We start from the raw sequence: 25,758 nt of genomic DNA on the forward strand, positions 1-25,758 counted from the left end.
TTCTCCGGTCTAGCGATTGTCCGCGAGGATCATCTCGGCCGCCTTCTCGGCGATCATGATCGTCGGCGAATTGGTATTGCCGGAGGTTATATTAGGCATGATCGAGGCATCGGCGATACGCAGCCTTCCGACTGCACGCATTTTCAGCCGCGGATCGACGACGCTATCCGGATCCGACCCCATGCGGGCGGTGCCGACCGGATGGAAGATCGTCGTGCCGATATCGCCGGCCGCTCTTTCGAGGTCCGCGTCGGTCTCGTAGGACGGGCCCGGCTTGTATTCCTCCGGGTGGTAGCGCGCAAATGCCGGTTTCCTGACGATCTCACGGGTGATCCGGATCGACCTGACGGCAACGTCGCGGTCGGCGGCGGTGGAGAGGTAATTCGGATGGATGCCCGGCGCTGCGGCGAAATCCGGGCTTTTCAGGTGCACGGAGCCGCGGCTTTCCGGCCGAAGATTGCACACACTCGCCGTCATCGCCGGGAACGAGTGGACCGGTTCGCCGAACTTGTCGAGCGACACCGGCTGCACGTGGTATTCGAGGTCCGGCGTCTCCTTGTCCGGCCCGGACCTGGTGAAGATGCCAAGCTGGCTCGGCGCCATCGACATCGGCCCGGAGCGCTTCAGCGCATATTCCAGCCCGATCGAGGCCTTTCCGATCAAGCTGGAGGCCTTTTCGTTGAGGGTCGGAACCCCGGTCACCTTGTAGACGAGGCGCAGCTGCAGATGGTCCTGCAGGTTTTCACCCACGGCCTTGACCTCCTTGACCACTTCGACGCCGGCATCGGCAAGCACGTCGCCGCGGCCGATGCCGGAAAGTTCGAGGATATGCGGCGTGCCGATGGCGCCGGCGCTGAGCACGGTTTCGCGTTTCGCATAGGCCCGCTTCGCCACCCCGTCATGCTGGAACTCGACGCCCCTCACCTCGCCGTTCTCGACGATAAGCTTTCGAACATGCGCCTTGGTGAGCACGGTCAGGTTCGGCCGCTTCATTGCCGGGCGCAGGAAGGCCTTGGACGTGTTCCAGCGGATGCCGGAGCGCTGGTTGACGTCGAAATAGCTGGAGCCCTCGTTGCTGCCCCGGTTGAAGTCGTCGACGATCGGAATGCCGGCCTCTTCCGCCGCCTTCTGGAAACTGTCGAGCACCGCCCAGCGGAGGCGCTGCTTTTCGATGCGCCATTCGCCGCCCGCGCCGTGCATGTCGTCGGCGCCCTTGTAGAAATCCTGGCTTTTCTTGAAGATCGGCAGCACGTCGTCCCAGCCCCAGCCGGTGCAGCCCATCTGCCGCCACATGTCGTAGTCGTAGGCCTGGCCGCGCATGTAGATCATGCCGTTGATCGATGAGCAGCCGCCGAGGATCTTTCCGCGCGGATAGGAGAGCGAACGGCCGTTCAGCCCGTCCTCCTTCTCGGTCGTGAAACACCAGTCGGTACGCGGGTTGTTGATGCAGTAGAGGTAACCGACCGGAATATGCACCCAGTGATAGTTGTCGTTACCGCCGGCTTCGAGGATCAGTACCCGGTTGCCCGGATCCTTCGACAGCCGGTTGGCCAATACGCAGCCGGCGCTGCCCGCCCCGATGACAATGTAGTCGTAATTTTCCATGCCCATGCTCCAGGGAAAGGCGCCTCGCGGACCACGCCCGCAAGCCGCATCCCTGCGCCCTCCCTCTATCTTATCGTCTATGCTCGAAACCGAGCTTCCGGCCGAGCCGGGAGGCGTAGAATTCTCCGATAATGCCCCGCCGGAAAACGAGGACGCAGACCATGAAGACGACGCCGGTGATGATCGTCACCGGGAAATCCGACGTCGCCAGGTAGTTCTGCAGCGTGACCACCAGGCCCGCCCCGAAGATCGGCCCGATCAGCGTGCCGATACCGCCGAGCAGCGTCATCAGGATCACTTCGCCGGACATCTGCCAGGCGACATCCGTCAGCGTCGCGAACTGGAAGACCAGCGCCTTCAGCCCGCCCGCAAGCCCCGCCAGCGCCGCCGACATCACGAAGGCGCCAAGTTTGTAGCGCGCCACGGAATAGCCGAGCGAGATGGCCCGCGGCTCGTTCTCGCGGATCGACCGGAGGATCATGCCGAAGGGCGAGTTGATGAACCGCCAGATGATCACCATGCCGACCAGGAACACGCCCAGCACGAAGTAATACATATTGGTCGAGCTGTTCAGATCGATGAAGCCGAACAGATGGCCGCGCGGCACCGACTGGATGCCGTCTTCCCCTTGGGTGAACTTCGCCTGCAGGCAGAAGAAGAAGAACATCTGCGACAGAGCGAGCGTGATCATCGCGAAATAGATGCCCTGCCGGCGGATCGCGAAGAACCCCATGACCAGACCGAGCAATGCGGCGCCGACGACGCCGGTCAGGATGCCTAGCTCCGGCGGAAAGCCCCATTCCTTGACGACATGCGCGGTGAAATAGGCTGCCCCGCCGAAGAAGGTCGCATGGCCGAAGGACAGGAGCCCGGTATAACCGAGCAGCAGGTTGAAGGCGCACGCAAACAGCGCGAAGCACAGGAGCTTCATCAGGAAGATGGGGTAGAAGAACATCGGCGCAAGGATCAGAGCCGCCAGGCCGATGATCAGGAAGATCGCATAGGTCCTGGAAGCGGTGGCCGAGCGCTCGATACGCGGCTTGGCAGCGGCTTGGGTCATCTCGCTCATCTCACGCATCCCGTCCGAAAAGGCCGGCTGGCCGGAGTAGAAGCACGATTGCCATGATCACGAAGATCACGATATTGGACGCTTCCGGATAGAACACCTTGGTGAGGCCCTCTGCAATACCGAGCATGTAGCCGGTGACGATGGCCCCCATGATCGAGCCCATGCCGCCAACCACGACCACCGCGAAAACGACGATGATGATGTTCGAGCCCATCAGCGGCGAGACCTGGTAGATCGGCGCGGCCAGCACGCCGGCAAAGGCGGCGAGCGCTGCACCGAGCCCATAGGTGAGCGTCAGGAGCACCGGCACGTTGACCCCGAAGGCCTGCACCAGCACCGGATTTTCCGTCGCGGCGCGAAGATAGGCCCCAAGCTTGGTCTTTTCGATCAGCAGCCAGGTGCCGATACAGGCGACCAGCGACACCACGACGACCCAGCCGCGATAGATCGGCAGGAACATGAAGCCGAGATTGGTGCCGCCGGCAAGCTGCGCCGGCACCGAATAGGGCTGGCCGGCCGCGCCATAGAGATAGCGGAACGTACCCTCGATGGTCAGCGCCAGGCCGAACGTGAAGAGCAGGCCGTAGAGCGGATCGAGATTGTAGAGCCGCGACAGCATCGTCCGTTCGATGACTGCCCCGAACAGGCCGACGACGATCGGCCCGAGGATCAGCGCGAACCAGTAATTGATGCCGAAATACTGCAGCATCAGCATCGCGGCGAAGGCGCCGAGCATGTACTGCGCACCATGGGCGAAATTGATGACCCGCAGCAGGCCGAAGATGACCGCAAGGCCGAGGCTGAGCAGCGCGTAGAAGGACCCGTTGATCAGGCCGATCAAGAGCTGGCCGAGAAAGGCCTGAAGCGGTATGCCGAAGATCATCGTCATGGGGCGAGGCTCCCGGGTCGGGCAAGTAAGTAAGAAAGACCCCTTCTGGCCTGCCGGCCATCTCCCCCACAGAGTGGGAGAAAACCTGCAGCACCCTGTCCGCCATATCGAATGCCAGCGGTGCGGCAGGCTAAGCCCCTCCCCCTTGTGGGGAGGGGTTGGGGAGGGGTCTGGCTTTTCAAGATCGCGTCCATCCCTACACCCCCAGCACTTTATGCAGCATGTCCATCTTCTGCGGCAGCTCCCCCACCGGGAAATCCGCGACCATCCGGCCGTGGTCCATCAGGTAGAACCGGTCGGCGACGCGGCTGGCGAAACGAAAATTCTGCTCGACCAGCAGCACCGTCATGCCGCGCTCCTTCAGCGTCTTCAGCACTTCGCCGATGCGCTGCACGATGACCGGCGCCAGACCTTCGGTCGGCTCGTCCAGTATCAGGAGCTTGACGCCGGTGCGCAGGATGCGGGCGATCGCCAGCATCTGCTGCTCGCCTCCGGAGAGTTTCGTGCCGGGGCTGGAGCGACGCTCCAGAAGGTTCGGGAACAGTTCGTAGATCTCGTCGAGCGACATGCCGCCTTCGGCCACGACCGGCGGCAGCATCAGGTTTTCCTCGACGGTCAAGGTCGAGAAGATGCCGCGCTCCTCCGGCACGAAACCGATGCCGGCATGCGCCGTGCGATGCAGCGGCACGCCGAGCATATCCTTGCCCCCGAAGCGTATCTCGCCTTTCCGCTCGCGGATGATGCCGACGATGGTCCTGAGCGTCGTCGTCTTGCCGACGCCGTTGCGGCCCAGAATGGTGATCGTCTCGCCCTCGCCGACCGTCATGTCGACGCCGTGCAGGACATGGCTTTCGCCGTACCAGGCATTGAGGTTGGAAACCTGCAGGAGCGGTGCCATCAAGCCTCCTCCGTACCCATATAGGCCGTGCGGACGCGCGGGTCCTGGCTGACCTCGGCATAGTCGCCCTCGGCGAGGATCTCGCCGCGCTGGAGCACCGTCACGTGGTGGCAGATGTCGGCGACGACCGAAAGATTGTGCTCGACCATCAGCACCGCGCGGGTTTTCGCCACCTCGCGGATGATATTGGAAACGGTGCCGATATCCTCCTGCCCCATGCCGGCCATCGGTTCGTCCAGCAGCAGCACCTTGGGATCGAGCGCCAGCGTGGTGGCGATCTCCAGCACCCGCTTTCGGCCATAGGAAAGGTCGGCGGCGAGCGCATCGCGTTCGCGCTTCAGGCCGACCGACTCGATCAGCTCGTCGGCCCGCGCGTTCAGCCGGTCGAGCGAGGAGACGGGCAGCCAGAACTGCGTCGAAAGCCCGTTCGGCCGCTGCAATGCGACGCGCACGTTGTCGAGCACCGTCAGATGCGGAAAGACCGCCGAAATCTGGAAGGAGCGGACCAGCCCCATGCGGGCGATCCTGTCCGGCGGCGTTTTTGTGATGTCCGTGCCCAGAAGCGTGATCGAGCCCGCCGTCGGCTGCAGGAACTTGGTGAGCAGGTTGAAGACGGTCGTCTTGCCGGCCCCGTTCGGGCCGATCAGCGCATGGACACGCGCATGGCGGACGTCGAGATCGACGTTCTTGACCGCCATGAAGGCACCGAAGCTTTTCGAGAGGCCGCGGGCGGATAACACCACCCGCGGCTCTTCCTGTCTTGCTGTGGCAGTGACCGCCATTACTTCACCAGATCGCAGCCGCTCTTGGCGGGATCCATATAGGCGTCCTTGCCCGGGATGGTGGCGAGCACGTTGAAATAATCCCACGGCTCCTTGCTTTCGCCCGGCTTCTTGACCTGCAGCAGGTACATGTCGTGGATCATCCGGCCGTTCTTGGCGACCGTGCCGTTGCGGGCGAAGAAATCGTCGACCGGCATTTCGTGGAGCGCCTTGGAAACGGCGTCCGCATCGTCGGTGCCGGCCTTCTGGATCGCCTTCAGATATTGGGTGACCGCCGAATAGGTGCCGCTATGGACCATGTTCGGCATCTTCTTGGTGCGGGCGAAGAACTTTTTCGCAAACTCGCGGCTCTTGTCATCGAGGTTCCAGTAATAACCCTCGGTCAGGGTCAGACCCTGCGCCGCCTGCAGGCCGAGGCCATGCACTTCGGCGAGCGTGAAGAGAAGTGCCGCAAGCCGCTGGCCGCCGGCGGTGATGCCGAACTCCGCCGCCTGCTTGATGGCGTTCGCCGTGTCGAGGCCGGCATTGGCAAGGCCGATGACCTTGGCACCGGAAGACTGTGCCTGCAGCAGGAAGGACGAGAAATCGGTGGTGGCGAGCGGATGGCGGACCGCGCCGACGATCTTGCCGCCGGAGGATTTCACGAAGTCGCCGGTCTGCTGTTCCAGCGAATAACCGAAGGCATAGTCGGCGGTGAGGAAGAACCAGCTGTCGCCGCCCTGCTTGACCAGCGCGCCGCCGGTGCCGACCGCGAGCGCATGCGTATCATAAGCCCAGTGGAAGCCGTAGGGGCTGCAGGCCTTGCCGGTAAGGTCCGTAGTCGCCGCGCCCGTGACGATGTCGATCCTCTTCTTTTCCTTGCCGATCGCCTGCACCGCGAGCGCAACCGACGAGGTCGTCAGTTCCATGATCGCATCGACCTGCTGCGTGTCGTACCACTGGCGGGCGATGTTGGAGGCGATGTCCGGCTTGTTCTGATGGTCGGCGTCGACGATCTCGATCGGCTGCCCCAGAACCTTGCCGCCGAAATCCTCGACCGCCATCTTGGCCGCCTCGACCGACGACTTGCCGCCGAACTCGGAATAGACGCCGGACTGGTCGTTCAGGATGCCGATCTTGACCTTGTTGTCGGACGCACTCTGCGCGAATGCCACGCTGCTTGCGAGGACTACGGCCAGGGATGTGACAAGTGATGTCAGAATTGTCTTGTGCATAATTTCTCCTCCCAGAGAATTCGCCCGGAAAATTTGAAGGGTCTGTTCAAAATTGGTGAGCCGCTCTCCTCAAAGCGGCTGCTCCAGATTCCATGGTTCAGGAAAACCGCCGTTGACGCAAGCAGGCCACTGTAATTAATTGCAAACAGCATCTGTGCATTTTTGAACAGACGGGAACAAATTGACCAGCAATCAGAACTTCACATGGGACGATCTGCAATATTTCCTGGCCGTGGCCCGCAGCGGCCAGCTGTCCACTGCGGCACGTCAATTGCGTACCAGCCACGCGACCGTCTCCCGACGCATAGACCGGCTGGAATTCGCCCTCAAGGTCAAGCTGTTCGAGCGCAATCCGCGCGGCTATGTCCTGACCGGCATGGGCCAGCGCTTCATCGAGACGGCGGAGCGGATCGAGATGGAGGCGGATCGGCTGCAGGCGGATGTCGCCTCCGGCACCACGGCGCAGCGCGGCGTGGTGCGCCTGAGTACGCCGGAAGGTTTTGCGAATTTCTTCTTCGCCGACAAGATCCGCAGCTTCTGCGACAGCCATCCGAACATCTCGCTGGAACTGGTGACGATCCAGCAGATCATGTCGCTGTCACGCAAGGAAGCGGATATCGCCGTCTCGCTCGACCCGCCGAAGGACGGGCCTTATCTGACGGAAAAGCTCACCGACTACAGCCTCAACGTCTACGGCGCGAAATCCTACCTGTCCAAGGCCGATCCGATCCGCAGCAGGCAGGATCTGCTGTCGCATCCTTTCATCGGCTATATCGAGGACATGATCTTTGCGCCGGGACTCGACTATCTCGGCGACGTCCATCCGGGCATCAAGGCGCGCTTCCAGAGTTCCAGCATCTTTGCGCAGTTGACCGCGACGCTGAACGGTTTGGGTCTCTGCGTGCTGCCCAACTTCATCACCCGCACGCGGACTGATCTCGAGATCGTGCTGCCGGACGAGGTGGAACTGAGACGCGGCTACTGGCTCATGTGCCACCGCGACCTCAGCCAGATCCCCCGGGTGCGGATGGTCAGGGACTATATCTTCCAGTCCGTCAAGGCAAATCAGGACGCCTTCCTCAGGAATTACCAGGCTCCCGAGGAAGGCGTTCGCCGTTACTCCGCTGCCATCGGCAGGTCGTCACGGCTTTCGAACAGGTCGCCCTGATTGGCGGGCGACCGGTCATCCTTGTTCTTCTTGGGCTCGCGGCCGAAGAACAGTGCATAGGCGGCCGGCAGGACGAGGATGGTCAGCACCGTCGCGACCAGGATGCCGCCCATCATCGCGTAGGCCATCGGTCCCCAGAACACCCCGCGTGAGATCGGGTACAGCGCCAGCACGGCGGTGAGCGCCGTCAGCATGATCGGCCGGAAGCGACGCACGGCAGCACCGACGATCGCCTCCATCCGCTCCATCCCCGCTGCGATGTCCTGGTCGATCTGGTCGACGAGGATGATCGAATTGCGGATGATGATGCCGAGCAGTGCGATGACGCCGAGGATCGCCACGAAGCCGAAAGGCGCACCAGTCACAAGCAGCGCCCCGGCGGCGCCGATGATGCCGAGCGGACCGGTCGCCAGCACCAGCATCGCCTTGCCGAAATGCTGCAGCTGAACCATCAGCAGCACGAGGATGACCAGGAGCATGATCGGTGCCTTGGCAGCGATCGAGTTCTGGCTTTCCGCCGCATCCTCCGCACCGCCCTGGATCTCGACCTGGTAGCCGGCCGGCAGCTTGGCGCGCAGGTCGGCCATGCTGTTGTAGAGGTTGATCGACACCTGGGTCGGTTCGACGCCATCCGGCAGCGTTGCCTTGACGGTGATCGTCGGCAGGCGGTCGCGGCGCCATTCGATGCCCTGTTCGAGGACCGGCACGACCTTGGCAACCTGGGAGACCGGCACGAAGCCGCCGAAATCCGTCGGGACATAGACCGACTGGACCGCCGAGAGCAGGTTGCGGGTAGCATCCGGCTCACGAACCACGATCGAGACGGTTTCTTCGCCATCGCGGAAGTCGCTGATCGGCGCACCGGCGGTGGCGGCCTGCAGCATCTGGCGTACACGCTGCGAGGTGATGCCGAGAGCCCGGGCGCGGTCCTGGTCGATCACCAGCTTCATGCCCGTCACCGGCTCCATCCAGTCGTCATGGATCGCGCCGAACAGCGGCTGCTGCTGGAAACGTTCCTTGACCTGGTCGGCGATACGGCGAACTTCCGACGGATCCGGACCGATGACGCGCATCTGGACCGGCCAGCCGACCGGCGGACCGAGGAACAGGCGGTCGACCTTGCCGCGCACGGTCGGGAAGTCCTTGGCGAGGATGTCCCTGAGCTTGACGATCAGACGCTCGCGGGCATCGACGTCCTTGGACATGATCAGGAGCTGCGCGTAGTTCGGGTTGCGGAGCTGCTGGTCGAGCGGCAGGAAGAAGCGGGGCGCGCCTTCGCCGATGTAGGTAGCGACGAAGGTCTTGTCCGTGTCGGGCAGGATTTTGTCTTCAAGCGCTTTCGCCTGGCGTTCGACCTCCTCGATCGCCGTGCCTTCCGGCAGCCACAGATCGACGAGGATTTCCGGCCGCGAGGACTGCGGGAAGAAGCTCTGCGGGATGAACTGGAAGGACCACAGGCTGCCGAAGAAGGCGCCGAACGTAAGCAGCAGCACGATCGCCTTGTGACGCACGGACCAGCCGACCGCATGTCGGACGCCGCGGTACATGCGTGTGTCATAGGCATCGTGATGATTGCCAACGTGCGCCCGCTGCTTGAGGATCATGTAGCCGAGCCACGGGGTAAAATAGACAGCTACGAACCACGACGTGACGAGCGCGATGCCCACCACGTAAAACAGCGAGCGCACGTATTCGCCGGCGGTGGAGTCGGCGAACCCGACCGGGATGAAGCCGGCGGTGGTGATCAGCGTCCCCGTCAGCATCGGGAAGGCGGTGGATGAATAGGCGAAGCTCGCGGCATCGAGGCGTGCGAGCCCCTCCTCCAGCTTCCGTTCCATCATCTCGACGACGATCATGGCATCGTCGACCAATAGGCCGAGCGCGATGATCAGCGCGCCGAGCGAGATGCGCTGCAGCTCGATGCCCAGGTAGAACATGATCGCGAACGTCGCAGACAGAACCAGCGGGATGGTGATGGCGATGACGATGCCCGAACGCCAGCCGATCGAGATCAGCGAGACGATGAGAACGATGACCAGAGCTTCCAGCAGCGCCTGGGTGAACTCGCCGACCGCTTCGGTGACGACTTCCGGCTGGTTGGAGACCTGCTCGACGGAAACACCGACCGGCAGCGTCTGTTCGAAGCGCTCATAGGTCGCTTCGACCTGGTGGCCGACATCGGTCACCTTGAACCCGGGCGCCATGACGACGCCAAGCTGGACGCTGTCGTGGCCATTGAAGCGGAACTTGCGCTGATACGGGTCTTCGAGGCCGGCGGTGACGGTGGCGATATCGCCGAGCCGGATCACCTGGTCGCCGGCGCGAAGGCGCAGCTCGCGGATATCTTCAGGCGTCGTGACGCCACCTTCGACCGCAATCCGCACCGAGCGCTCGGCAGTCTGAACGCTGCCGGCAGGGTCGATATTGTTCTGGCCGGAGAGCGCGTCGCGGATGTTGAGGACGGTGAGGCCGCGTTCGGCGAGCGCCTTAGACGAGACGTCGATGAATATCTTCTGCGGCTGGTCGCCGAGAATGACGGCCTTTTCGACACCGGGCGTGGCGAGCAGCATGTCGCGGGCCTGGATGGCGAACTGCTTCAGCTCGGGGTAGCTGTAGCCTTCGCCGCTGATCGAGTTGAGGGTGATGTAGGTATCGCCGAACTCGTCGTTGAAATAGGGACCGAGCAGGCCGGCCGGCAGATCCTGATTGATATCGCCGATCTTCTTGCGGACCTGGTAGAAGGCGTCTTTGACCTCGGCGGTATTGGTGTCGCCCTTGATCTGCACCGTGGTGATCGCCACGCCGGCGCGGGTATAGGACTTGACCCAGTCGAGATGCGGGGTTTCCTGCAGCTTGCGCTCGATCTTGTTGACGACCTGATCCTGCATCTCCTGGATGGAAGCGCCGGGCCACACGGTCTGCACGACCATGACGCGGAAGGTGAAGTCCGGATCTTCCTTCTGGCCCATGTTCATGACGCCGAGCGCGCCCATGACGATGATGAGGCCGAAGAGGAAGCGGGCGATGCTCGGATGGGCGATCGCCCAGCGGGACAGGTTGAACCGGGCCTTTTCCGGGGGATTGGCCTGATGGGAGGAACTCATGATCTTGGATCCTTTAAGCCGGGCGATCAGGGCGCGAGCGAAGCGGTGGTAAGGCTGCTGACGCTGCCGAAGCGGGAGGCGATGTTTTCCGGCAGCCTGACCTTCATGTCTTCCTTCATGAACTGGGTACCGGCCGAGACGACGAGGTCGCCCTTGGCAACGCCTTCGGCGACGCGAACGCCGTCGTCGGAGAAATCGGCGACCTTGACGGCGCGCGAACTGACGGTGCCCTTGCCGCGATCGACAATCCAGACGACGGACTGGTCATCCTTCTTGGAAAGGGCTGCAAGCGGAATGGCGTAGGTGGCGACGGCATTGTCTTCGTCCGCTTCGATCGTCGCGGTCATGCCGAGCAGGACGCGGCTGTCGTCGGGCAGGCTGACGCGGACCGCAAAAGTGCGCGATTGCGCATCGGCGCTGCCGGCCACTTCGCGAACCTTGCCGTCAAGCACCAGATCGGTGGCCGACCAGAAGCGGGCCTTCACCGTTTTGCCGGGCTTGAAGTGAGCGACGTCCATTTCCGGAACGGCGATCTGCACTTCCTTGCTGCCCTCGACGGCGACGGAGAGGACCGGCGTGCCGGACGCGACCACCTGGCCGATATCGGCGCTGACCGCGGTGACGATACCGTTCTGATCGGACTTCAACTCGGTATAGGCAACCTGGTTGCGGGCCTGATCGAGCGCCGACTGGGCCGATTCCTTCTGCGAAACGGCCTGATCATTGGCCAGCTGCGCCTGCTCGAGCTGCGATTGGGAGGAAATGCTCTTTTCGACAAGCGTCTCGGCCCGGCGGCGGGCGAGGCCCGAGATTTCCACCTGCTTCTGGGCGGATGAGAGATCCGCCTCGGCGCGGCGCACCGCGAGCTGGTAATCCACTGCGTCGAGCTTTGCGAGCACGTCACCGGGGCGAACACGCTGGCCGACATCGACGAGCCGCTCGGTGATCTTGCCGGCGACGCGGAAGCCGAGGTTCATCTCGGTGCGCGCCTTGACTGAGCCGGAATATTGAAACCTGCGGCCGTTTTCGGCGGCAGCAACTTCGGTCACCTTGACCGGGCGGACGACTTCCGGGGCTTCGGCTTTTTTCTCTTCCGAGCAGGCCGTCAGCGCGCCGAACGCCGCGGCAACAACAAGCCCTTTGAACAGAAATGAAACATGGCGTTTGGTCTTTACGAAAGACATGGCTCCGCACTCCTGATGGCGGGTTTTTCGATTAAGACGCCCCCTGGGCGCCCAGAACTATTGCAGGCGAATTATCTGAGGGCCTTGAGGCCGAATTCTACGAGATCCTCTGGCTTGCCGATCCTGGTTTCCAGAAGGCAGTCCGCAACGAGCTGAGGATGGCAGAGGATGACCATTGCCGACATGAAACACTCAGCTGCAAGGTGGTGATCCTGCTGACGGAACTCGCCGGCTTCGATGCCCTGCTCGATGAGATCGGCAATGACGAGGCGTATCCGTTCGAGATGCTGCTCGATGACCGGCCATTGCTGCTCGATGGCGATCACCACCATCTCATGCACCTTCTTTTCGTCGAGCATGGTCTCGAGCGTGATGCGGTGCTGTTGCAGGACGTGGTCCCGCAACCGCTCGGCGGCACTCACCGGCCGTTTCGCGTTGGCGACCGCGACCTGATAACCGGAATCCAGCATGCGGTTCGCAAGCGCCTGATGGATATCCGCCTTGGACGAGAAGAAACGATAGATATTGGCCGGCGACATGCCGAGATCCCGAGCAATGTCGGCGACATTGGTCTTGGTATAACCGTAGTGCTTGAACAGCCGCTCCGCCGCATCGAGGATACGGCCGATATTATCCTGCCGCGACGTATCCAGCGTATTTTCGTTGGTATCCATACTGCTGATGGCTTTCGTTTTACGTGTGACGATTTTCATCTTTCGTCAGTCGTAAAGGAAAACTCGTCATCCGTCAACCCGGGCCTGGTTGCCGCCGCTGGCGGAAGATAGAAAATTTTGGAAACACGGAACCAAAATGAGACTTGGGCATTATATCGCGTTAGACCACGGGTTTCGTGGGCCGGGGAAGAGTAATGATCCTGTTGCACAGTTACAACTGTTCGTTGTTACAGCGCGTTAAACCACAAATTTTGTGGGCCGAGGGCGGTTTATGAGCGTACCTCAAAGTTACGACGTTTCGTTGCTTGACGAGGAGCGGTATCGTCTTCTCGTAGACGCCATTACCGACTATGCGATCTACATGATTGACGCGGACGGCAAGATCGTCAGCTGGAATGCAGGCGCCCAGCGCTTCAAGGGATACGAGGCCTGGGAAATCCTCGGACAGCATTTTTCCCGCTTCTATACACCCGAAGACAGGTTGGCGCGTGCGCCTGAGCACGCCTTGCGGACCGCTGTGACCGAAGGCCGCTTCGAAAAGGAAGGCTGGCGCGTCCGCAAGGACGGCAACCGCTTCTGGGCCCATGTCATCATCGACCCGATCTGGGGCCGTTCCGGCGAGCTTCTCGGCTTCGCCAAGGTAACCCGCGACCTGACGGAACGGAAAAAGGCCGAGGCGGAACTCCGGCTGAGCGAGGAGAAATTCCAGATCCTCGTCCAGGGCGTCACGGACTACGCTCTCTACATGCTCGACCCGGATGGCCGCGTCAGCAACTGGAACTCCGGTGCCGCGCGCATCAAGGGCTATACCGCTGACGAAATCGTCGGCCAGCATTTTTCGCAATTCTATACGCCGGAGGATCGCGAGCGCGGCGAACCGGCCCGGAGCCTGGAAACCGCACGGCGCGAGGGACGATTCGAGAGAGAAGGCTGGCGGCAGCGCAAGGACGGCACGCGCTTCTGGGCGCATGTCATCGTCGATGCGATCCGCAACGAGGAAGGCAAGCTTCTCGGCTTCGCCAAGATCACCCGCGACATCACTGAAAAAGTCGAGGCACAGAAGGCTCTCACCCAGGCCCGCGAGGAACTTTTCCAATCCCAGAAGATGGAGGCCATCGGCCAGTTGACCGGTGGCGTTGCCCACGATTTCAATAATCTGCTGATGGCCGTCCTGGGCAGCCTGGAAATTCTGAAGAAACGCCTGCCCGACGATCCAGCACTGACGCCCCTGCTGGATAATGCCATCCTGGGCGCCGAGCGGGGTGCGGCACTGACCCAGCGGATGCTGGCGTTCTCCCGGCGACAGGAACTGAACATGCAGGCTATCGACGTGCCGGTGCTCGTGGGCGGCATGGCGGATTTCATTCAGCGCTCGCTCAGCGCCTCCGCCTCCGTGGAAACCCGCTTTGCCGAAAACCTGCCGCATGTTACCAGCGATCCGGTTCAGCTGGAGACTGCGCTTCTGAACCTTGTCGTCAACGCCCGGGATGCGATGGCCGGCGGCGGCTCGATCGTCATCAGCGCCGAGGAATATTTGGCCGACAAGAATACCGACAGGCTGAAGCCCGGTTGTTATGTTCGGCTTTCGGTCGCCGACAGCGGCGAAGGCATGGACGAAGAGACCCTTATCCGCGCGACGACACCTTTCTTCACGACGAAGGGCGTCGGAAAGGGAACGGGGCTCGGATTGTCTATGGTGCAAGGCCTGACCGAACAGTCGGGCGGTAAACTTGAAATCGAAAGCCAAAAGGGCAAGGGCACCACGGTTTCGCTCTATCTGCCTGCGGCAGATGCAAACGACTGTCCGCAGTCTCCGGAGAAGACCATGCCATCGCCCGCAGCAACTCCCAGAGGCCGCCTGACCATTCTCGCCGTCGATGACGACGCACTGGTCCTGATGAACACGACGCTGATGCTGGAGGATCTCGGCCATACGGTGATCGAGGCCCATAGTGGGACCGATGCCCTCAAGGAGCTGAGAAGCGGCGCCCATGACATCGATCTGGTCATCACCGACCATTCGATGCCCCGCATGACCGGCTCCGAACTGGCCGCCGCCATCCGCGAAGAGCGACCGGGCCTGCCGGTGGTGCTGGCGACCGGCTACGCGGAATTGCCGACCGGCGGCGACAACCGCCTGCCGCGATTGCCGAAACCTTTCTCGCAGACCCAGCTTCAGGAGATCATCGCCACGGTTCTTGCCGGCGGGCGCTGAACCAATCGCCCTCCCCGCGCGTTGTCGTGCCGTGTCAGAACGGAGTACGACAATGGTCTTCAAGCATCAGCATTTTCACGAGACGCCTCCCGAGGTCGAGGCGGAGTTTCCGCCGAGCGCTACACTCGAAGGGGCTGTATCCGATGCGCTGGCTTCTGCCGGCGGCATCGATGCAAGCGATGTCGCTGTCGTCGCCCAAGGCTCCGAGGTCATGCTGAGCGGGACGGTCCAACTGGAAAGCGAGATCGCGCGGGCCGCGGAAGTGGCACTGGGCGTTGCCGGAGTGAGCGCCGTGCGCAACGAACTCCGTTTCATCCGCCGGAAGTAACCTCCCTACACCGATTGCGAACGAAAAATCCCGGGTGCCGGACGCCCGGGACTTCTGTGTAGCCTGCCTATCGCGGCAGCGCGTAGGCGATCACGTAGTCGCCGGGCTTGGTACCGACGGAGCCGTGCCCGCCCGCCACCATCACGACGAACTGGCGCCCGTCGTCCACGGCATAGGTCATCGGCGTCGCCTGGCCGCCCGCCGGCAACCGCGCCTTCCAGAGTTCACGACCGTCGGTTAGGTTGTAGGCGCGCAGATAGTTGTCGACGGCAGCGCCGAGAAACGCCACGCCGCCCTTGGTGATCATCGGCCCGCCGATGCCCGGCACCCCGACCTTGAAGGGCAGAGGCAGCGGCGTCATGTCGTAGACCGTGCCGTTGCGGTGCTTGTAGGCGATCTCACCGGTCCTGAGATCCACGCCCGACACATATCCCCATGGCGGCGCCTGGCAGGGGATCTGCAGCGGCCCGAGGAACGGCCCCATATAGACGCCGTAAGGCGCGCCTTCATTGCGGTTGAGGCCCTGTTCGCTGCCCTTCTCGCCCTGGCCCTTCGGCGGGATTTCGGACCGGGGCACAAGCCTTGAGGTGAATGCGAGATAGGTCGGCATGCCGAACATCACCTGCCGTTCCGGATCGACGGCGACGCTGCCCCAGTTGAACGTACCGAAATTGCCGGGATAGACGATCGTGCCCTTGAGGGAGGGCGGCGTGTAGCGACCACTATAGTTGTATTGATGATACCAGATGCGGCAGACCATCTGGTCGAACATGGTGATGCCCCACATGTCCCGTTCCTCGAGCGGCCTTGGCTTGAACGACAGGGCCGAGGTAGGCTGGGTCGGCGCGGTACGGTCCTCCGGGATGGCGCCTCCGGGCGCCGGCTCCTCGGTGATGGGGATGATCGGCTCGCCGGTGCGCCGGTCGAGCACGTAGATGTCGCCCTGCTTGGTCGGACCGATCAGCGCCGGCACTACCGTATTGTCCGTCTTGGTGATGTTGAGGAGGACCGGCTGGGCCGGCACGTCCATATCCCATAGATCATGATGCACCGTCTGGCGCACCCACCGGTCGGCGCCGGTATTGAGGTCGAGCGCGACGATCGACGAGGAATATTTCTCGACATTCTCGTTGCGGCCCATGCCGAGCTGGTCGGGCACCTGGTTGCCGAGCGGGATATAGACGAGGCCCAATTCCTCATCGACGCTGAATACGGACCAGCTGTTCGGCGAATTGGTCGTGTAAGTCTGGCCGGGGGGCAAGGGCTGCGTCTGGCTCGGATTGCCCGAATCCCAGTTCCAGATCAGTTGCCCCGTATTGACGTCGAAGGCGCGGATGACGCCCGACTGCGACTGGGTGGAATAGTTGTCGTTGACCGCCCCGCCGATGATGATCTTGTTGCCGGCGATCGCCGGTGGCGAGGTCGAGTAGTAGTAACCGGCCGGATTATACTGCATGCCGCTGGTGAGCTGCAGTGTTCCGTTGTCGGCGAAGGAGGTGCAGACCTGGCCGTTCGCAGCGTCGAGTGCGATCAGCCGCGCGTCCGATGTCGGCAGATAGACCCGTTCAGCACAAGGGCTGCCGGCGGCAGCGGCCGCATCCTTGTAGTAGCTGACGCCGCGGCAGGTCTGGTGCTGGCGATCGGGGTTCATGCCGGAATTCGGGTCGTATTTCCACTTCTCCTTGCCGGTCGTCGCGTCCAGCGCGATCGCAAGATTGTGCGGGGTGCAGAGATAGAGCGAGTTGCCGACTTTGAGCGGCGTCACCTGATAGGTCGTCTCGCCCACGTCGTCCGGCCGCTTCACGTCGCCGGTCTGGTAGCGCCAGACCTCCGTAAGGTTGGCGACGTTGTCGACCTTGATCTGGTCGAGCGGCGAGTAACGCTGCCCGAAGGGCGTCCGTCCATACTGGTGCCATTCGCCGGGCGGCACGTTGCCGCCCATCGGCGGAGCGGCTGCGACGGATTGTTCGGGAAGCTCGCCGCTCTGGTCCAGCGGATCGAGGAACATCGAGATTATGGCGACGACGATCGCGATCATCAGCGAAATACCGAGCGGCAGGGCGCTTGCGCCGTAACGCATGCCGGTCGGGCTTGAAAAGCCGAGCGGCGTGCGGATCCAGGGCGTCAGGAGCCAAAGGCCGAGCAGGATGATCATCCCGCCGCGCGGACCGAGCTGCCACCAGTCGAGCCCGACCTCCCAGATCGCCCAGGCCAGCGAGGCCAGCACGATAACCGCATAGACCCTGAGTGCGATGGCGCTCCTCAGGAAAAGCAGGATGCCGGTCAGCACGAAGCCGAGACCGCAGATGATGTAATAGGCGCTTCCTCCGAGCAGCAGCAGTTGTCCGCCGCCGACGGCCAGAGCCAAACCGATCAAAATAAAAACGACCGCGGTAATCCTGATAGCCATCGTCAAAACCCTATGCCAACCTGAAAAATCCTGAGCGCGAAAACCTTGCGGCACCCCGAGCCCTCAACACAACCCCTGTGCAAAAGTTCCAACTCGTGTTCCAGCAATGCAAATTTAAAGGAACAGTACATGCGACAGCCGGGTTGAACAGGGATCGGACTGCGTTCGAAGCCGGTCGGGATTGCAGAATTTCTGGAGTGAAGATGACCTACGAGCTTTATTACTGGGACGGCCTTCAGGGTCGCGGCGAATTCGTGCGGCTGGCGCTGGAAGAAGCCGGAGCTGACTATGTGGATGTGGCCCGCGGCGATCACGGCACAGCAAAAATGATGGACTATATCCGCGGCAAGCATGGACACGACATGCCATTCGCGCCGCCGTTCCTGAAGGACGGCGACCTGATCGTCTCGCATGTCGCCAATATCCTCAACTATCTCGGGCCGAAGCTGGATCTGGTGCCGAAGGACGAAAAATCCCGCGTCTTCGCCCATGGACTGCAGCTGACGACCACCGATTTCGTGGCCGAGGTGCATGACACGCACCACCCGATCAGCACCGCCGATTATTACGAGGACCAGAGAGAAGAGGCCAAGGCCCGCTCCCGGGCCTTCCTGAAACACCGGGTCCCGAAATTCATCGGCTATTTCGAGCGCATCATCACGGCCAATCCGGCAAAGAGCGGCCATACGGTCGGCGACGCCCTGAGTTATGTCGACCTGTCGCTCTTCCAGCTCGCCGAAGGCCTCGTTTATGCCTTCCCGCGTGCGATGAAAAACTTCGATAGCGACTACCCCAACGTCGCCAAGCTGCGCGACGCGGTCGCCAAGCGCCCGAATATCGAGGCCTATCTCACGTCGAAGCGCCGGCTCGCCTTCAACGAGTCGGGCATATTCCGGCATTACCCGGACCTCGACCGGGATCCGGCCTGATCAGCTAGATAAATGCGAAAACCGGGGCGATCGTCACGAGGACGATTGCTGCCGCAATCAATGTGAATTTCATGACGACCTCCAAAGGCAAAGCTGTCGCGATGCGGCAGCTCAGTTCGTTTCCTCACCCAATTCGTGCAGGATTTGATGCCGCGCCCGGTTGAGCCGGCTTTTCACCGTGCCCACCGCGCAATCGCAGATTTCCGCCGCCGCCTCGTAGCTTTCCCCGAGGATCGCAACGAGCGTCAGCACTTCTCGATAATGCGGCGGCAGTTTCTGAAGCGCACGCTGGACCTCCCGGGCTCTTGCCGCCATCTCCTGGCTCGCCGCGACCGGCGTATCCCCGGAGACGTTCTCCTCGATCCCCGGCGCCTCGCGGCCAAGCACCTTGACCCGCGTATAAAAGGTGTTGCGCATAATGGTGAAAAGCCAGCTTTTCAGCTTGGTGCCCGGCTCGAACTTGTCGAGATTGGCGAGCGCCTTCATCAGCGTCTCCTGCACCAGGTCGTCTGCATCGCTGGGATTGCGGCAGAAAGTACGGGCAAATGCGCGGAGAGCCGGAATAAGCCTTACTATGTCTGCACGTGCAGGATCACCATTCAACTGTGATTCAGACACCGTTGCCTACCTCTCCGAAGTCTTAATGGCTGGAATGACGGGGGCAAACGCATGCCTTGCGTATTTGGTTCCCCTAAGATGAATGCCCTGTTCATCTTCGTGACGGAAACCGCGCCTCGCCTGAGGGAACAAACAGGTCGGCAGGCCTGTTGATAGGACTTTCACGGAGTTCTGCCGGGAGTTCGGATATGGCACCGCGTGCAAACTGGAAAGGATATCTGAAAGTCGGAGAACTGAGTTGCCCTGTGGCGCTTTATACGGCCGCATCGACATCCGACCGCGTCAGTTTCCACATCATCAATCGAGAGACGGGCAACCGCGTCCACCGCCAGATGGTCGACGCCGACACCGGCAGGCAGGTCGAAAGCGAGGACATCGTCAAGGGCTACGAAGTTTCAAGCGGCCAGTACGTCTTTTTGGAGCCTGACGAGGTGAAGGCCGCGGTACCCGAGAGCGACAAGACGCTGGAACTCGAAACCTTCATCCCCTGCAACGGCGTCGATACCATCTTCCTTGATCGTCCCTATTACCTGGCGCCCGCCGACAAACCCTCCGCCGAGGTCTTCGAGCTGATCCGCAAAGGACTGAAGGAGAAGAATGTCGCCGCGCTCGCCCGCACCGTGCTCTTCCGGCGACTGCGGACGCTGCTGATCCGACCGACCGAGAATGGCCTGACCGCCAGCACGCTGAACTACGACTACGAGGTCCGGCCGGCGAAGGAAATTTTCTCCGACATCAAGAGCTTCAAGATCGAGGGCGAGATGCTCGACCTCGCGGAACACATCATCGACACCAAACGCGGCGAATTCGACCCGAGCAGGTTCGACGACCGTTACGAGGCAGCACTTGCCGAACTGATCAAGGCGAAGATCGAAGGCCGCAAGCTCAGGAAGCAGCCGAAGCCCGAGCCGAAGAAGGTCTCCAGTCTGCTCGATGCGCTGCGTCAGAGCGCCGGCGGCGGCAACAAAGCCGCGTCGAAGAAACCCGCCGGGAAAACTGCCAGGAAAACCGTATCTCGTAAGACTGCCGCCACGCAGAGAAAGGCGAGCTGATCATGGCGCTCGAAACCTACAATCGGAAGCGGAACTTCAAGGCCTCTCCCGAACCTCAGGGAACGATCCAGGGCCGCCGCAAGGCCAAGGCATCCGGCAACAGTTTTGCGATCCAGAAACACGACGCCACCCGCCTTCACTACGATTTCCGGCTGGAGATGGACGGCGTCCTGAAGAGCTGGGCGGTCACCCGCGGCCCGAGCTTCGTACCCGGCGAAAAGCGACTTGCGGTGCATGTGGAAGACCACCCGCTCGACTATGGCGGTTTCGAGGGGATGATCCCGAAAGGCAATTACGGCGCCGGCGCGGTCATGCTCTGGGATCGCGGCACCTGGGAGCCGATCGGCGACCCCCACAAGGCCTACAAGAAAGGCCATATGGAATTCGAGCTTAAGGGCGAGAAGCTGGAAGGCCGCTGGCACCTGATCCGCATGGCGCAAAAGCAAGGCGAAAAGCGCGAAAACTGGCTGCTGGTCAAGGGCGACGACGAATTCGCCCGGGCCGAGGGCGACAAGGACATTCTCGACGAAATGCCGCTTTCGGTGAAATCCGGCAAGACACTGGACGAAATCTGGGGCCGCAAGACACCGGCGGCAAAGAGTTCGGCCAGACCGAAAGCGAAGGCGAAATCCGATCCTGACCCGGAAAAATCCGACATAACCGCGTCGAAGATCAAGGGTGTGCGGAAAGCCGAACTCCCGGATTTCGTCGAACCGCAGCTTGCGACGCTGGTGAAGAGCGCCCCTTCCGGCAAACGCTGGGTCCACGAGATCAAACTCGACGGCTATCGCCTGCAGGCCCGTCTGGAAAATGGCAAGGTAAAGCTGTCGACGCGCACCGGCCTCGACTGGACGCACAAGTTCGGGGACGAGATCATCGCTGAATTCGCAAAACTTGCCGCGACCGATGCGATCATCGACGGGGAAGTGGCCGTCGAGGCCGGTTCCGGCGCCACGGATTTCTCGCTGCTTCAGCAGGACCTCAGCGAGGGCCGAAACGATCGCTTCACCTTCTACGCCTTCGATATTCTTCACCTGGACGGCTACGACCTCACCGGCGCGACGCTTCTGAAGCGCAAGGAGGTGCTGGAGACACTGCTGACCGGCAGCGGCCCTGCCCTGCGTTACAGCGAGCATTTCGGCGACGAGGGCGGCCTGGTCCTGAAACACGCCTGCCGGCTCAGCCTCGAAGGCATCATCTCAAAGATATCCGACGCACCCTACAGACCCGGCCGAGGCCGCGACTGGGTGAAGTCGAAATGCTCGGCGCGACAGGAATTCGTGATCGCGGGTTTTGTCCCCTCCTCCGTTTCAAGGACGGCGATCGGATCGCTGGTCATGGGGTATTACGACAAGGGGAAGCTGCGGCATGCGGGCCGCGTCGGCACGGGCTACTCGAATGCCGTGGCCCAGTCGCTCTTCAAACGCCTCGAGGAACTCTCCATGGGCGAAAGCCCGTTTGACGAAAAGCTTGCCGGGGTGGAAAAGAAGGATGTCGTTTTCGTAAAACCCGAACTGGTGGCGGAGGTGGAATTCCGCGGCTGGACGGCGGATGCGCATATCCGCCATGCCGCCTTCCGGGGCTTGAGGGAAGACAAGGATCCGAAGGAGATCGTCCGGGAGGGTGGGCCAGTGAACGCAGCGGAACAACCGAAGCCGCCGACGAGGACGATCAATCTCACCCATCCCGACCGGGTCTACTGGCCGGATGCCGGGGTGACCAAGGCCGGGCTCGCGGACTATTATACCGAAGTCTGGCGGCTGATGGCCCCCTTCGTCGTCAACCGCCCGCTGGCGCTTCTGCGCGGCCCCGACGGCATCGGCAGCCAGCTGTTTTTCCAGAAACACGGCTGGAAGGGCATGACCAGGAACGCCGTGCTCGTAAAGGACCCTGCCGATCCGGCGGAAGAGGACATCACCATCCGCGACCTCGACGGGCTGCTCGGCCTCGTCCAGGGCGCGACCCTTGAAATCCATCCCTGGGGTTCCAACCTCGACGACTGGGAAAAGCCGGACATGGTCAATATCGATCTCGACCCCGGCGAAGGCGTTTCCTGGACCGAGATCATCGCCGCGGCCCATGAAGTGAAGCGGCGTTTCGAGGACATGGGGCTGGTCGCCTTCGTCAAGACCTCGGGCGGCAAGGGCCTGCATGTCGTCGCACCCGTCAAGCCGAAGGCGGAATGGCCGCAGGTGAAGGCGGCGATGAAGGCACTGGCCGACGGCATGGCCGGCGACGATCCCGACAAATACGTCTCGACGATCACCAAGTCGAAGCGAAGCGGCAAGATCCTCATCGACTACCTGCGCAACGGCCGCGGCAATACCGCGGTGGCGCCCTATTCCACCCGCGCCCGCCCCGGCGCGCCTGTCTCCATGCCTGTCGAGTGGGAAGAGCTCGGCGGCGCGATCGCCCCCAACTATTTCACGGTCATCAACGCCCCGGCCCGCATCGCCCAGCAGGCGAAGGATCCTTGGGGCGATTTCCGCAAGGCGGAAGCACCAATCGAGTTCAAGGAAAAGAAAAAACGGTAGAAGCCGAAGGGAGGCTCACTTGCGCGGCAACTTGCGCTCCGCCTCCAGGCTTTTCTTCAGCGCCGCGGTGATGTCGATCACGTTGCTGCTGCGTTCAGGCACCTTGGCCTCGACCTTCTTCTTCGCCTTCCGGCTCTTCTTGCGCTCGGCGATGATTTCGAGCAGCCGGTCCTGGACCGGGTCGTCCGCCATCGAGGGCTTCCAGGCCTCGGTGCGCTCGTCGATGATCTTCTTCATCATCGACAGGTGCTGGGCATCAGCCTTCTCTTTCGGTTCTTGGGCGGCGTATTCGTCGGCGTCGCGGACTTCGTCGCCATAGCGCAAGGTCCACACGACGATCCCCTTGTCCTTGGGCAGCAGCAGAACCGCCCGCTCGCGACGATACATGACGAGCCGGGCAATACCGCCGGTACCGCTCTTTGCCATGGCCTCCCGGATCACCGCAAACGCCTCGGCACTCACCTCGTCGTCGGGCGCCAGGTAATGCGGCCGATCGTACCAGATCCAGTCGATCGAGTCGGCAGGCACGAAAGTCTCTATATCGATCGTACGGGTGCTTTCGAGCCCGACATCCTCGATCTCTTCGTCCTCGAGAAGAACATAGTCGTCTTCGCCCTTCGGATACCCCTTGACCTGATCGTCGTCCTCGACCGCCTCACCGGTCTGCGCATCGACATACTGGCTGAGAACGCGATTGTTGGTCCTGCGGTTGATATTGTGGAAGCGCACCTTGGCGCCTTCGGAGACGGCCGGCGTCATCGTCACGCGGCAGGTGACCAGCGAAAGCTTCAGATAACCTTTCCAGAATACGCGCGGCGCCACGGGATACTCCTTCGTTCCCCCCGATAACCCACGCTGCCGTAGCTTGGTTCCGGAACAAAGGTTCGATCCAAACCGTTTTCGTGATGAAACAGGCCAGGAGAAATCAGATGAGCACCACGAGCACACCCAACTCCGCGCAGAACGACCGGAACAAGAAGGTCGAGCAATCGGCTCGCGACCGCGGTGAAAAGAAGGAGCTGGACGAGCAGCTCAACGAGGGCCTGGAAGATACGTTTCCGGCAAGCGATCCCGTCTCGAGCACCGTGACGTCCATTCCATCGGGCACGCCGAAGCCGCCCAAGCACTGAGTTTCAAAAAAAACTCTGGAACAAATGAAGCGGCTCCCGGATAGGGAGTCGCTTCATTTCATTTGTCCTCTGTGACTTTTTCGGGATATCCGAAGTTAGCCGTAATGATGTATGGAAAGCTAATGTAAGGTTATGGCGGGCGGACATTGTTCGGGAACGGATAAGCCGGCGGTGATTACGTCAGAGGTCGGGATGACGAAACAAGACACTCCGGTTGCGGATGAGGACGTCAGGATGGGACGGCGGGTTAACCGCAAGGTCTCGGTCCTTCTGACCGAAATCGAGAAGGAAGAGGTTCCTGATCGGCTGCTGGACTTGGCGCGCGCGCTCCAGAGGGCACTCAACGAAAAGATCGACGGGCGTACAGACTGATACTTTCCGTCTTGGATACGTCCGCCTCAAGCCGTCAGAGCTGGGTCGAAATCAGGTTGTCAATGAACACGCGGCCGCCACCGATCACGCCCCGTGGCCCATTCGGCGCGAACCGGCCGCTGCTATCCTCGATCACCGTATAAAGCTTGTCGCTGCGGAAGGCGCTCGCCATTTCCGTCGAATTGCCCTCGCAGGGCGAAGCATCGATTTCCATGAAATCCAGTTCCGCCTGGCTCGCCACCAGCCGCGCATCGCCGGCGGTCTTTGCCCTGACTACCACTTCGCCATGTGCCGGCGAATTCTGCCAGTTCGGATCGCCTGGCGCAGCCGTCGGCACCAGCCGATAGATCTTCAGTCTGTCCTGCATATCTCTCTCCCGTCATAGGCACTTTTCTAGTTTGAAGCCAGAACGCGGTTCGGACGTTCCGGTTCCATCAACTCGCGCGGAACTTTTCCGGCAACCATGGGTTACTCCGCTGCGGGCGATCATGCCCCTGATAAGGAGAAAGCCGATGAAGAATGAGCAGCCGAAAGCCGGCCGCCCCGGCGAGACCTCGCAGTGGCCTCGGTGGGAAGGCCCGGCGGAAAGCCGCCCGAGCGGTTATCTTCAGGGCGAAGCCAATATCTTTGCCGAGGGACCGGAGCGGGAAAAGCAGATCGGCAAGGGACCGAGCGGTTACGAACGGCCCGACGATCTGATCGTACAGGACGTCAACGAGCGCCTGACGCAGGAGGCCTTTCTCGACCCGGGCAACATGACGGTCTCGGTGGAGAATGGCGAAGTGACCCTGGAAGGTTACGTCGCGCACTTTGCCGACAAGACCCGGGCGGAAGAAGCCGTGCTGGAGATCGAAGGGGTCACGGCCTGCCGCAACAATCTTCGGATCGCGCCCGAAAGGCATTGATCCCCGTGGAACCTGCGAGGCACTTGCTCGTTAGGTGCCTCGCAATCCCTGCCTTAAGAACATCACCAACAAGGAGAGAGACCCATGGCTAACAAGACCCTCGACGACCTTTTTCATGAAACCCTGAAGGACATCTACTACGCCGAGCGCCAGATCGTGAAGGCGCTGCCGAAGATGGCGCGGGGTGCTCAGGATCCCAAGCTGAAGGCGGCATTCGAAAAGCACAAGGAAGAAACCGAAGGCCAGATCGATCGCCTGAAGCAGGTCTTCGAGATCATCGGCAAGCGGGCCCAGGGCAAGACCTGCCCGGCGATCGACGGCATCATCGAAGAAGGCGAGGAGATCCTCGACGAGTTCAAGGGCACCCCGGCGCTCGACGCCGGCCTGCTCGCCGCCGCCCAGGCGGTCGAACATTACGAGATCAGCCGCTACGGCACCCTGCGTGCCTGGGCTCAGCAGCTCGGTCACCGGGATGCGGTGACGCTTCTCGATCAGACCCTTGCCGAGGAAAGCAAGACCGATGAGGCTCTGACGACCCTTGCCAAGACCGCCGTCAACACGGCAGCCCAGAAGGCTGCCTGACAATCCCGACGATCTAAGGAAGGCGCGGTCTCGTCCGCGCCTTTTTCGTGGCTTCAACATACAAAAAACCCGGCCGCCGCCAGGTTGGCTGCCGCC

The 25,758-nt window shown here is 61.9% G+C and carries 23 protein-coding genes; 10 read left to right on the plus strand and 13 right to left on the minus strand.

The features are described from left to right. Positions 1-9 precede the first annotated feature (9 nt). The 6 genes from ACSQ8R_RS15375 to ACSQ8R_RS15400 all read right to left on the minus strand — a co-directional run bounded on the left by ACSQ8R_RS15375 (position 10) and on the right by ACSQ8R_RS15400 (position 6,457). The gene (locus ACSQ8R_RS15375; protein WP_436254174.1) at positions 10-1,605 is read right to left on the minus strand and encodes a GMC family oxidoreductase; all 1,596 of its coding nucleotides are present in this window, start codon (positions 1,603-1,605) and stop codon (positions 10-12) included. Between the two features lie 70 nt (positions 1,606-1,675). Further along, positions 1,676-2,665, minus strand: a complete 990-nt coding sequence (locus ACSQ8R_RS15380) for a branched-chain amino acid ABC transporter permease (RefSeq protein WP_436255486.1) — start codon at positions 2,663-2,665, stop codon at positions 1,676-1,678. Positions 2,666-2,675: 10 nt separating this feature from the next. Then, a complete protein-coding gene (locus tag ACSQ8R_RS15385) occupies positions 2,676-3,563 on the minus strand; it encodes a branched-chain amino acid ABC transporter permease (protein ID WP_436254175.1) in 888 nt (295 codons plus the stop codon). 196 nt (positions 3,564-3,759) lie between these two features. After that, positions 3,760-4,461, minus strand: coding sequence for an ABC transporter ATP-binding protein (locus ACSQ8R_RS15390; protein WP_436254176.1), 702 nt, complete (start codon positions 4,459-4,461; stop codon positions 3,760-3,762). After that, positions 4,461-5,243 carry an ABC transporter ATP-binding protein gene (locus ACSQ8R_RS15395; RefSeq protein WP_436254177.1) on the minus strand — a complete coding sequence of 261 codons (783 nt, stop codon included), beginning with the start codon at positions 5,241-5,243 and terminating at the stop codon, positions 4,461-4,463. The genes ACSQ8R_RS15390 and ACSQ8R_RS15395 overlap by 1 nt, the downstream gene beginning before the upstream one ends. Next, entirely contained in the window at positions 5,243-6,457 is a 1,215-nt protein-coding gene (locus tag ACSQ8R_RS15400; protein ID WP_436254178.1) for an ABC transporter substrate-binding protein, read from the minus strand. The genes ACSQ8R_RS15395 and ACSQ8R_RS15400 overlap by 1 nt, the downstream gene beginning before the upstream one ends. A 181-nt stretch (positions 6,458-6,638) precedes the next feature. Between ACSQ8R_RS15400 and ACSQ8R_RS15405 the strand changes: the two genes are divergently transcribed. Beyond that, a complete protein-coding gene (locus tag ACSQ8R_RS15405; RefSeq protein ID WP_436254179.1) occupies positions 6,639-7,625 on the plus strand; it encodes a LysR family transcriptional regulator in 987 nt (328 codons plus the stop codon). Here ACSQ8R_RS15405 and ACSQ8R_RS15410 read toward each other — a convergent pair. From ACSQ8R_RS15410 to ACSQ8R_RS15420, 3 genes are all read right to left on the minus strand, one after another. Next, on the minus strand, positions 7,574-10,729 hold the full coding sequence (locus ACSQ8R_RS15410) for an efflux RND transporter permease subunit (RefSeq protein WP_436254180.1): 3,156 nt from the start codon (positions 10,727-10,729) through the stop codon (positions 7,574-7,576). The two genes, ACSQ8R_RS15405 and ACSQ8R_RS15410, sit on opposite strands and share 52 nt — an antisense overlap. Positions 10,730-10,755: 26 nt before the next feature. Continuing rightward, the gene (locus tag ACSQ8R_RS15415; RefSeq protein WP_436254181.1) at positions 10,756-11,913 is read right to left on the minus strand and encodes an efflux RND transporter periplasmic adaptor subunit; all 1,158 of its coding nucleotides are present in this window, start codon (positions 11,911-11,913) and stop codon (positions 10,756-10,758) included. 71 nt (positions 11,914-11,984) lie between these two features. Then, the gene (locus ACSQ8R_RS15420; protein WP_436254182.1) at positions 11,985-12,587 is read right to left on the minus strand and encodes a TetR family transcriptional regulator; all 603 of its coding nucleotides are present in this window, start codon (positions 12,585-12,587) and stop codon (positions 11,985-11,987) included. A gap of 271 nt (positions 12,588-12,858) precedes the next feature. On the opposite strand from ACSQ8R_RS15420, the gene ACSQ8R_RS15425 reads away from it, so the two are divergent. After that, a complete protein-coding gene (locus ACSQ8R_RS15425) occupies positions 12,859-14,802 on the plus strand; it encodes a PAS domain S-box protein (RefSeq protein WP_436254183.1) in 1,944 nt (647 codons plus the stop codon). Positions 14,803-14,854: 52 nt separating this feature from the next. Continuing rightward, a complete protein-coding gene (locus ACSQ8R_RS15430; RefSeq protein WP_436254184.1) occupies positions 14,855-15,130 on the plus strand; it encodes a BON domain-containing protein in 276 nt (91 codons plus the stop codon). Between the two features lie 67 nt (positions 15,131-15,197). On the opposite strand, the gene ACSQ8R_RS15435 is transcribed toward ACSQ8R_RS15430, so the two are convergent. Then, the gene (locus ACSQ8R_RS15435; RefSeq protein WP_436254185.1) at positions 15,198-17,540 is read right to left on the minus strand and encodes a glucose/quinate/shikimate family membrane-bound PQQ-dependent dehydrogenase; all 2,343 of its coding nucleotides are present in this window, start codon (positions 17,538-17,540) and stop codon (positions 15,198-15,200) included. A 203-nt stretch (positions 17,541-17,743) separates the two neighbouring features. Between ACSQ8R_RS15435 and ACSQ8R_RS15440 the strand changes: the two genes are divergently transcribed. Beyond that, on the plus strand, positions 17,744-18,469 hold the full coding sequence (locus tag ACSQ8R_RS15440; protein ID WP_436254186.1) for a glutathione S-transferase: 726 nt from the start codon (positions 17,744-17,746) through the stop codon (positions 18,467-18,469). Positions 18,470-18,580: 111 nt separating this feature from the next. On the opposite strand, the gene ACSQ8R_RS15445 is transcribed toward ACSQ8R_RS15440, so the two are convergent. Then, complete coding sequence (locus ACSQ8R_RS15445; RefSeq protein WP_436255487.1) at positions 18,581-19,072, minus strand: sigma-70 family RNA polymerase sigma factor; 492 nt, start codon at positions 19,070-19,072, stop codon at positions 18,581-18,583. A 203-nt stretch (positions 19,073-19,275) separates the two neighbouring features. Between ACSQ8R_RS15445 and ACSQ8R_RS15450 the strand changes: the two genes are divergently transcribed. Both ACSQ8R_RS15450 and ligD read left to right on the plus strand, forming a co-directional pair. Next, on the plus strand, positions 19,276-20,139 hold the full coding sequence (locus ACSQ8R_RS15450) for a Ku protein (protein WP_436254187.1): 864 nt from the start codon (positions 19,276-19,278) through the stop codon (positions 20,137-20,139). Between the two features lie 2 nt (positions 20,140-20,141). Beyond that, positions 20,142-22,673 carry a DNA ligase D gene (gene ligD, locus ACSQ8R_RS15455; RefSeq protein ID WP_436254188.1) on the plus strand — a complete coding sequence of 844 codons (2,532 nt, stop codon included), beginning with the start codon at positions 20,142-20,144 and terminating at the stop codon, positions 22,671-22,673. 15 nt (positions 22,674-22,688) lie between these two features. Here ligD and ACSQ8R_RS15460 read toward each other — a convergent pair whose 3' ends face one another. Further along, on the minus strand, positions 22,689-23,495 hold the full coding sequence (locus ACSQ8R_RS15460) for a Ku protein (protein ID WP_436254189.1): 807 nt from the start codon (positions 23,493-23,495) through the stop codon (positions 22,689-22,691). A gap of 107 nt (positions 23,496-23,602) precedes the next feature. Here ACSQ8R_RS15460 and ACSQ8R_RS15465 point away from each other — a divergent pair, with 107 nt between their 5' ends. Next, positions 23,603-23,803, plus strand: coding sequence for a hypothetical protein (locus ACSQ8R_RS15465; RefSeq protein WP_436254190.1), 201 nt, complete (start codon positions 23,603-23,605; stop codon positions 23,801-23,803). 192 nt (positions 23,804-23,995) lie between these two features. Continuing rightward, positions 23,996-24,175: a hypothetical protein gene (locus tag ACSQ8R_RS15470; protein ID WP_436254191.1), complete on the plus strand. Its 180-nt coding sequence runs from the start codon at positions 23,996-23,998 to the stop codon at positions 24,173-24,175. Positions 24,176-24,209: 34 nt separating this feature from the next. On the opposite strand, the gene ACSQ8R_RS15475 is transcribed toward ACSQ8R_RS15470, so the two are convergent. Beyond that, the gene (locus tag ACSQ8R_RS15475; protein WP_436254192.1) at positions 24,210-24,542 is read right to left on the minus strand and encodes a hypothetical protein; all 333 of its coding nucleotides are present in this window, start codon (positions 24,540-24,542) and stop codon (positions 24,210-24,212) included. 145 nt (positions 24,543-24,687) lie between these two features. On the opposite strand from ACSQ8R_RS15475, the gene ACSQ8R_RS15480 reads away from it, so the two are divergent. Then, positions 24,688-25,080, plus strand: a complete 393-nt coding sequence (locus ACSQ8R_RS15480) for a BON domain-containing protein (RefSeq protein WP_436254193.1) — start codon at positions 24,688-24,690, stop codon at positions 25,078-25,080. Between the two features lie 84 nt (positions 25,081-25,164). Continuing rightward, positions 25,165-25,662, plus strand: a complete 498-nt coding sequence (locus ACSQ8R_RS15485; RefSeq protein ID WP_436254194.1) for a ferritin-like domain-containing protein — start codon at positions 25,165-25,167, stop codon at positions 25,660-25,662. The last annotated feature ends 96 nt before the right edge of the window (positions 25,663-25,758 follow it).

It is taken from the genome of Neorhizobium sp. LjRoot104, from assembly GCF_964253725.1.
GTDB lineage: Bacteria > Pseudomonadota > Alphaproteobacteria > Rhizobiales > Rhizobiaceae > Neorhizobium.

Coding starts and splice junctions, on each gene's coding strand:
- ACSQ8R_RS15395 (WP_436254177.1), bottom strand. CDS start 5,243: ATGGCGGTCACTGCCACAGCAAGACAGGAAGAGCCGCGGGTGGTGTTA.
- ACSQ8R_RS15480 (WP_436254193.1), top strand. CDS start 24,688: ATGAAGAATGAGCAGCCGAAAGCCGGCCGCCCCGGCGAGACCTCGCAG.
- ACSQ8R_RS15375 (WP_436254174.1), bottom strand. CDS start 1,605: ATGGAAAATTACGACTACATTGTCATCGGGGCGGGCAGCGCCGGCTGC.
- ACSQ8R_RS15430 (WP_436254184.1), top strand. CDS start 14,855: ATGGTCTTCAAGCATCAGCATTTTCACGAGACGCCTCCCGAGGTCGAG.
- ACSQ8R_RS15475 (WP_436254192.1), bottom strand. CDS start 24,542: ATGCAGGACAGACTGAAGATCTATCGGCTGGTGCCGACGGCTGCGCCA.
- ACSQ8R_RS15465 (WP_436254190.1), top strand. CDS start 23,603: ATGAGCACCACGAGCACACCCAACTCCGCGCAGAACGACCGGAACAAG.
- ACSQ8R_RS15390 (WP_436254176.1), bottom strand. CDS start 4,461: ATGGCACCGCTCCTGCAGGTTTCCAACCTCAATGCCTGGTACGGCGAA.
- ACSQ8R_RS15435 (WP_436254185.1), bottom strand. CDS start 17,540: ATGGCTATCAGGATTACCGCGGTCGTTTTTATTTTGATCGGTTTGGCT.
- ACSQ8R_RS15485 (WP_436254194.1), top strand. CDS start 25,165: ATGGCTAACAAGACCCTCGACGACCTTTTTCATGAAACCCTGAAGGAC.
- ACSQ8R_RS15380 (WP_436255486.1), bottom strand. CDS start 2,665: ATGACCCAAGCCGCTGCCAAGCCGCGTATCGAGCGCTCGGCCACCGCT.
- ACSQ8R_RS15425 (WP_436254183.1), top strand. CDS start 12,859: ATGAGCGTACCTCAAAGTTACGACGTTTCGTTGCTTGACGAGGAGCGG.
- ACSQ8R_RS15385 (WP_436254175.1), bottom strand. CDS start 3,563: ATGACGATGATCTTCGGCATACCGCTTCAGGCCTTTCTCGGCCAGCTC.
- ligD (WP_436254188.1), top strand. CDS start 20,142: ATGGCGCTCGAAACCTACAATCGGAAGCGGAACTTCAAGGCCTCTCCC.
- ACSQ8R_RS15410 (WP_436254180.1), bottom strand. CDS start 10,729: ATGAGTTCCTCCCATCAGGCCAATCCCCCGGAAAAGGCCCGGTTCAAC.
- ACSQ8R_RS15450 (WP_436254187.1), top strand. CDS start 19,276: ATGGCACCGCGTGCAAACTGGAAAGGATATCTGAAAGTCGGAGAACTG.
- ACSQ8R_RS15400 (WP_436254178.1), bottom strand. CDS start 6,457: ATGCACAAGACAATTCTGACATCACTTGTCACATCCCTGGCCGTAGTC.
- ACSQ8R_RS15470 (WP_436254191.1), top strand. CDS start 23,996: ATGACGAAACAAGACACTCCGGTTGCGGATGAGGACGTCAGGATGGGA.
- ACSQ8R_RS15415 (WP_436254181.1), bottom strand. CDS start 11,913: ATGTCTTTCGTAAAGACCAAACGCCATGTTTCATTTCTGTTCAAAGGG.
- ACSQ8R_RS15440 (WP_436254186.1), top strand. CDS start 17,744: ATGACCTACGAGCTTTATTACTGGGACGGCCTTCAGGGTCGCGGCGAA.
- ACSQ8R_RS15420 (WP_436254182.1), bottom strand. CDS start 12,587: ATGGATACCAACGAAAATACGCTGGATACGTCGCGGCAGGATAATATC.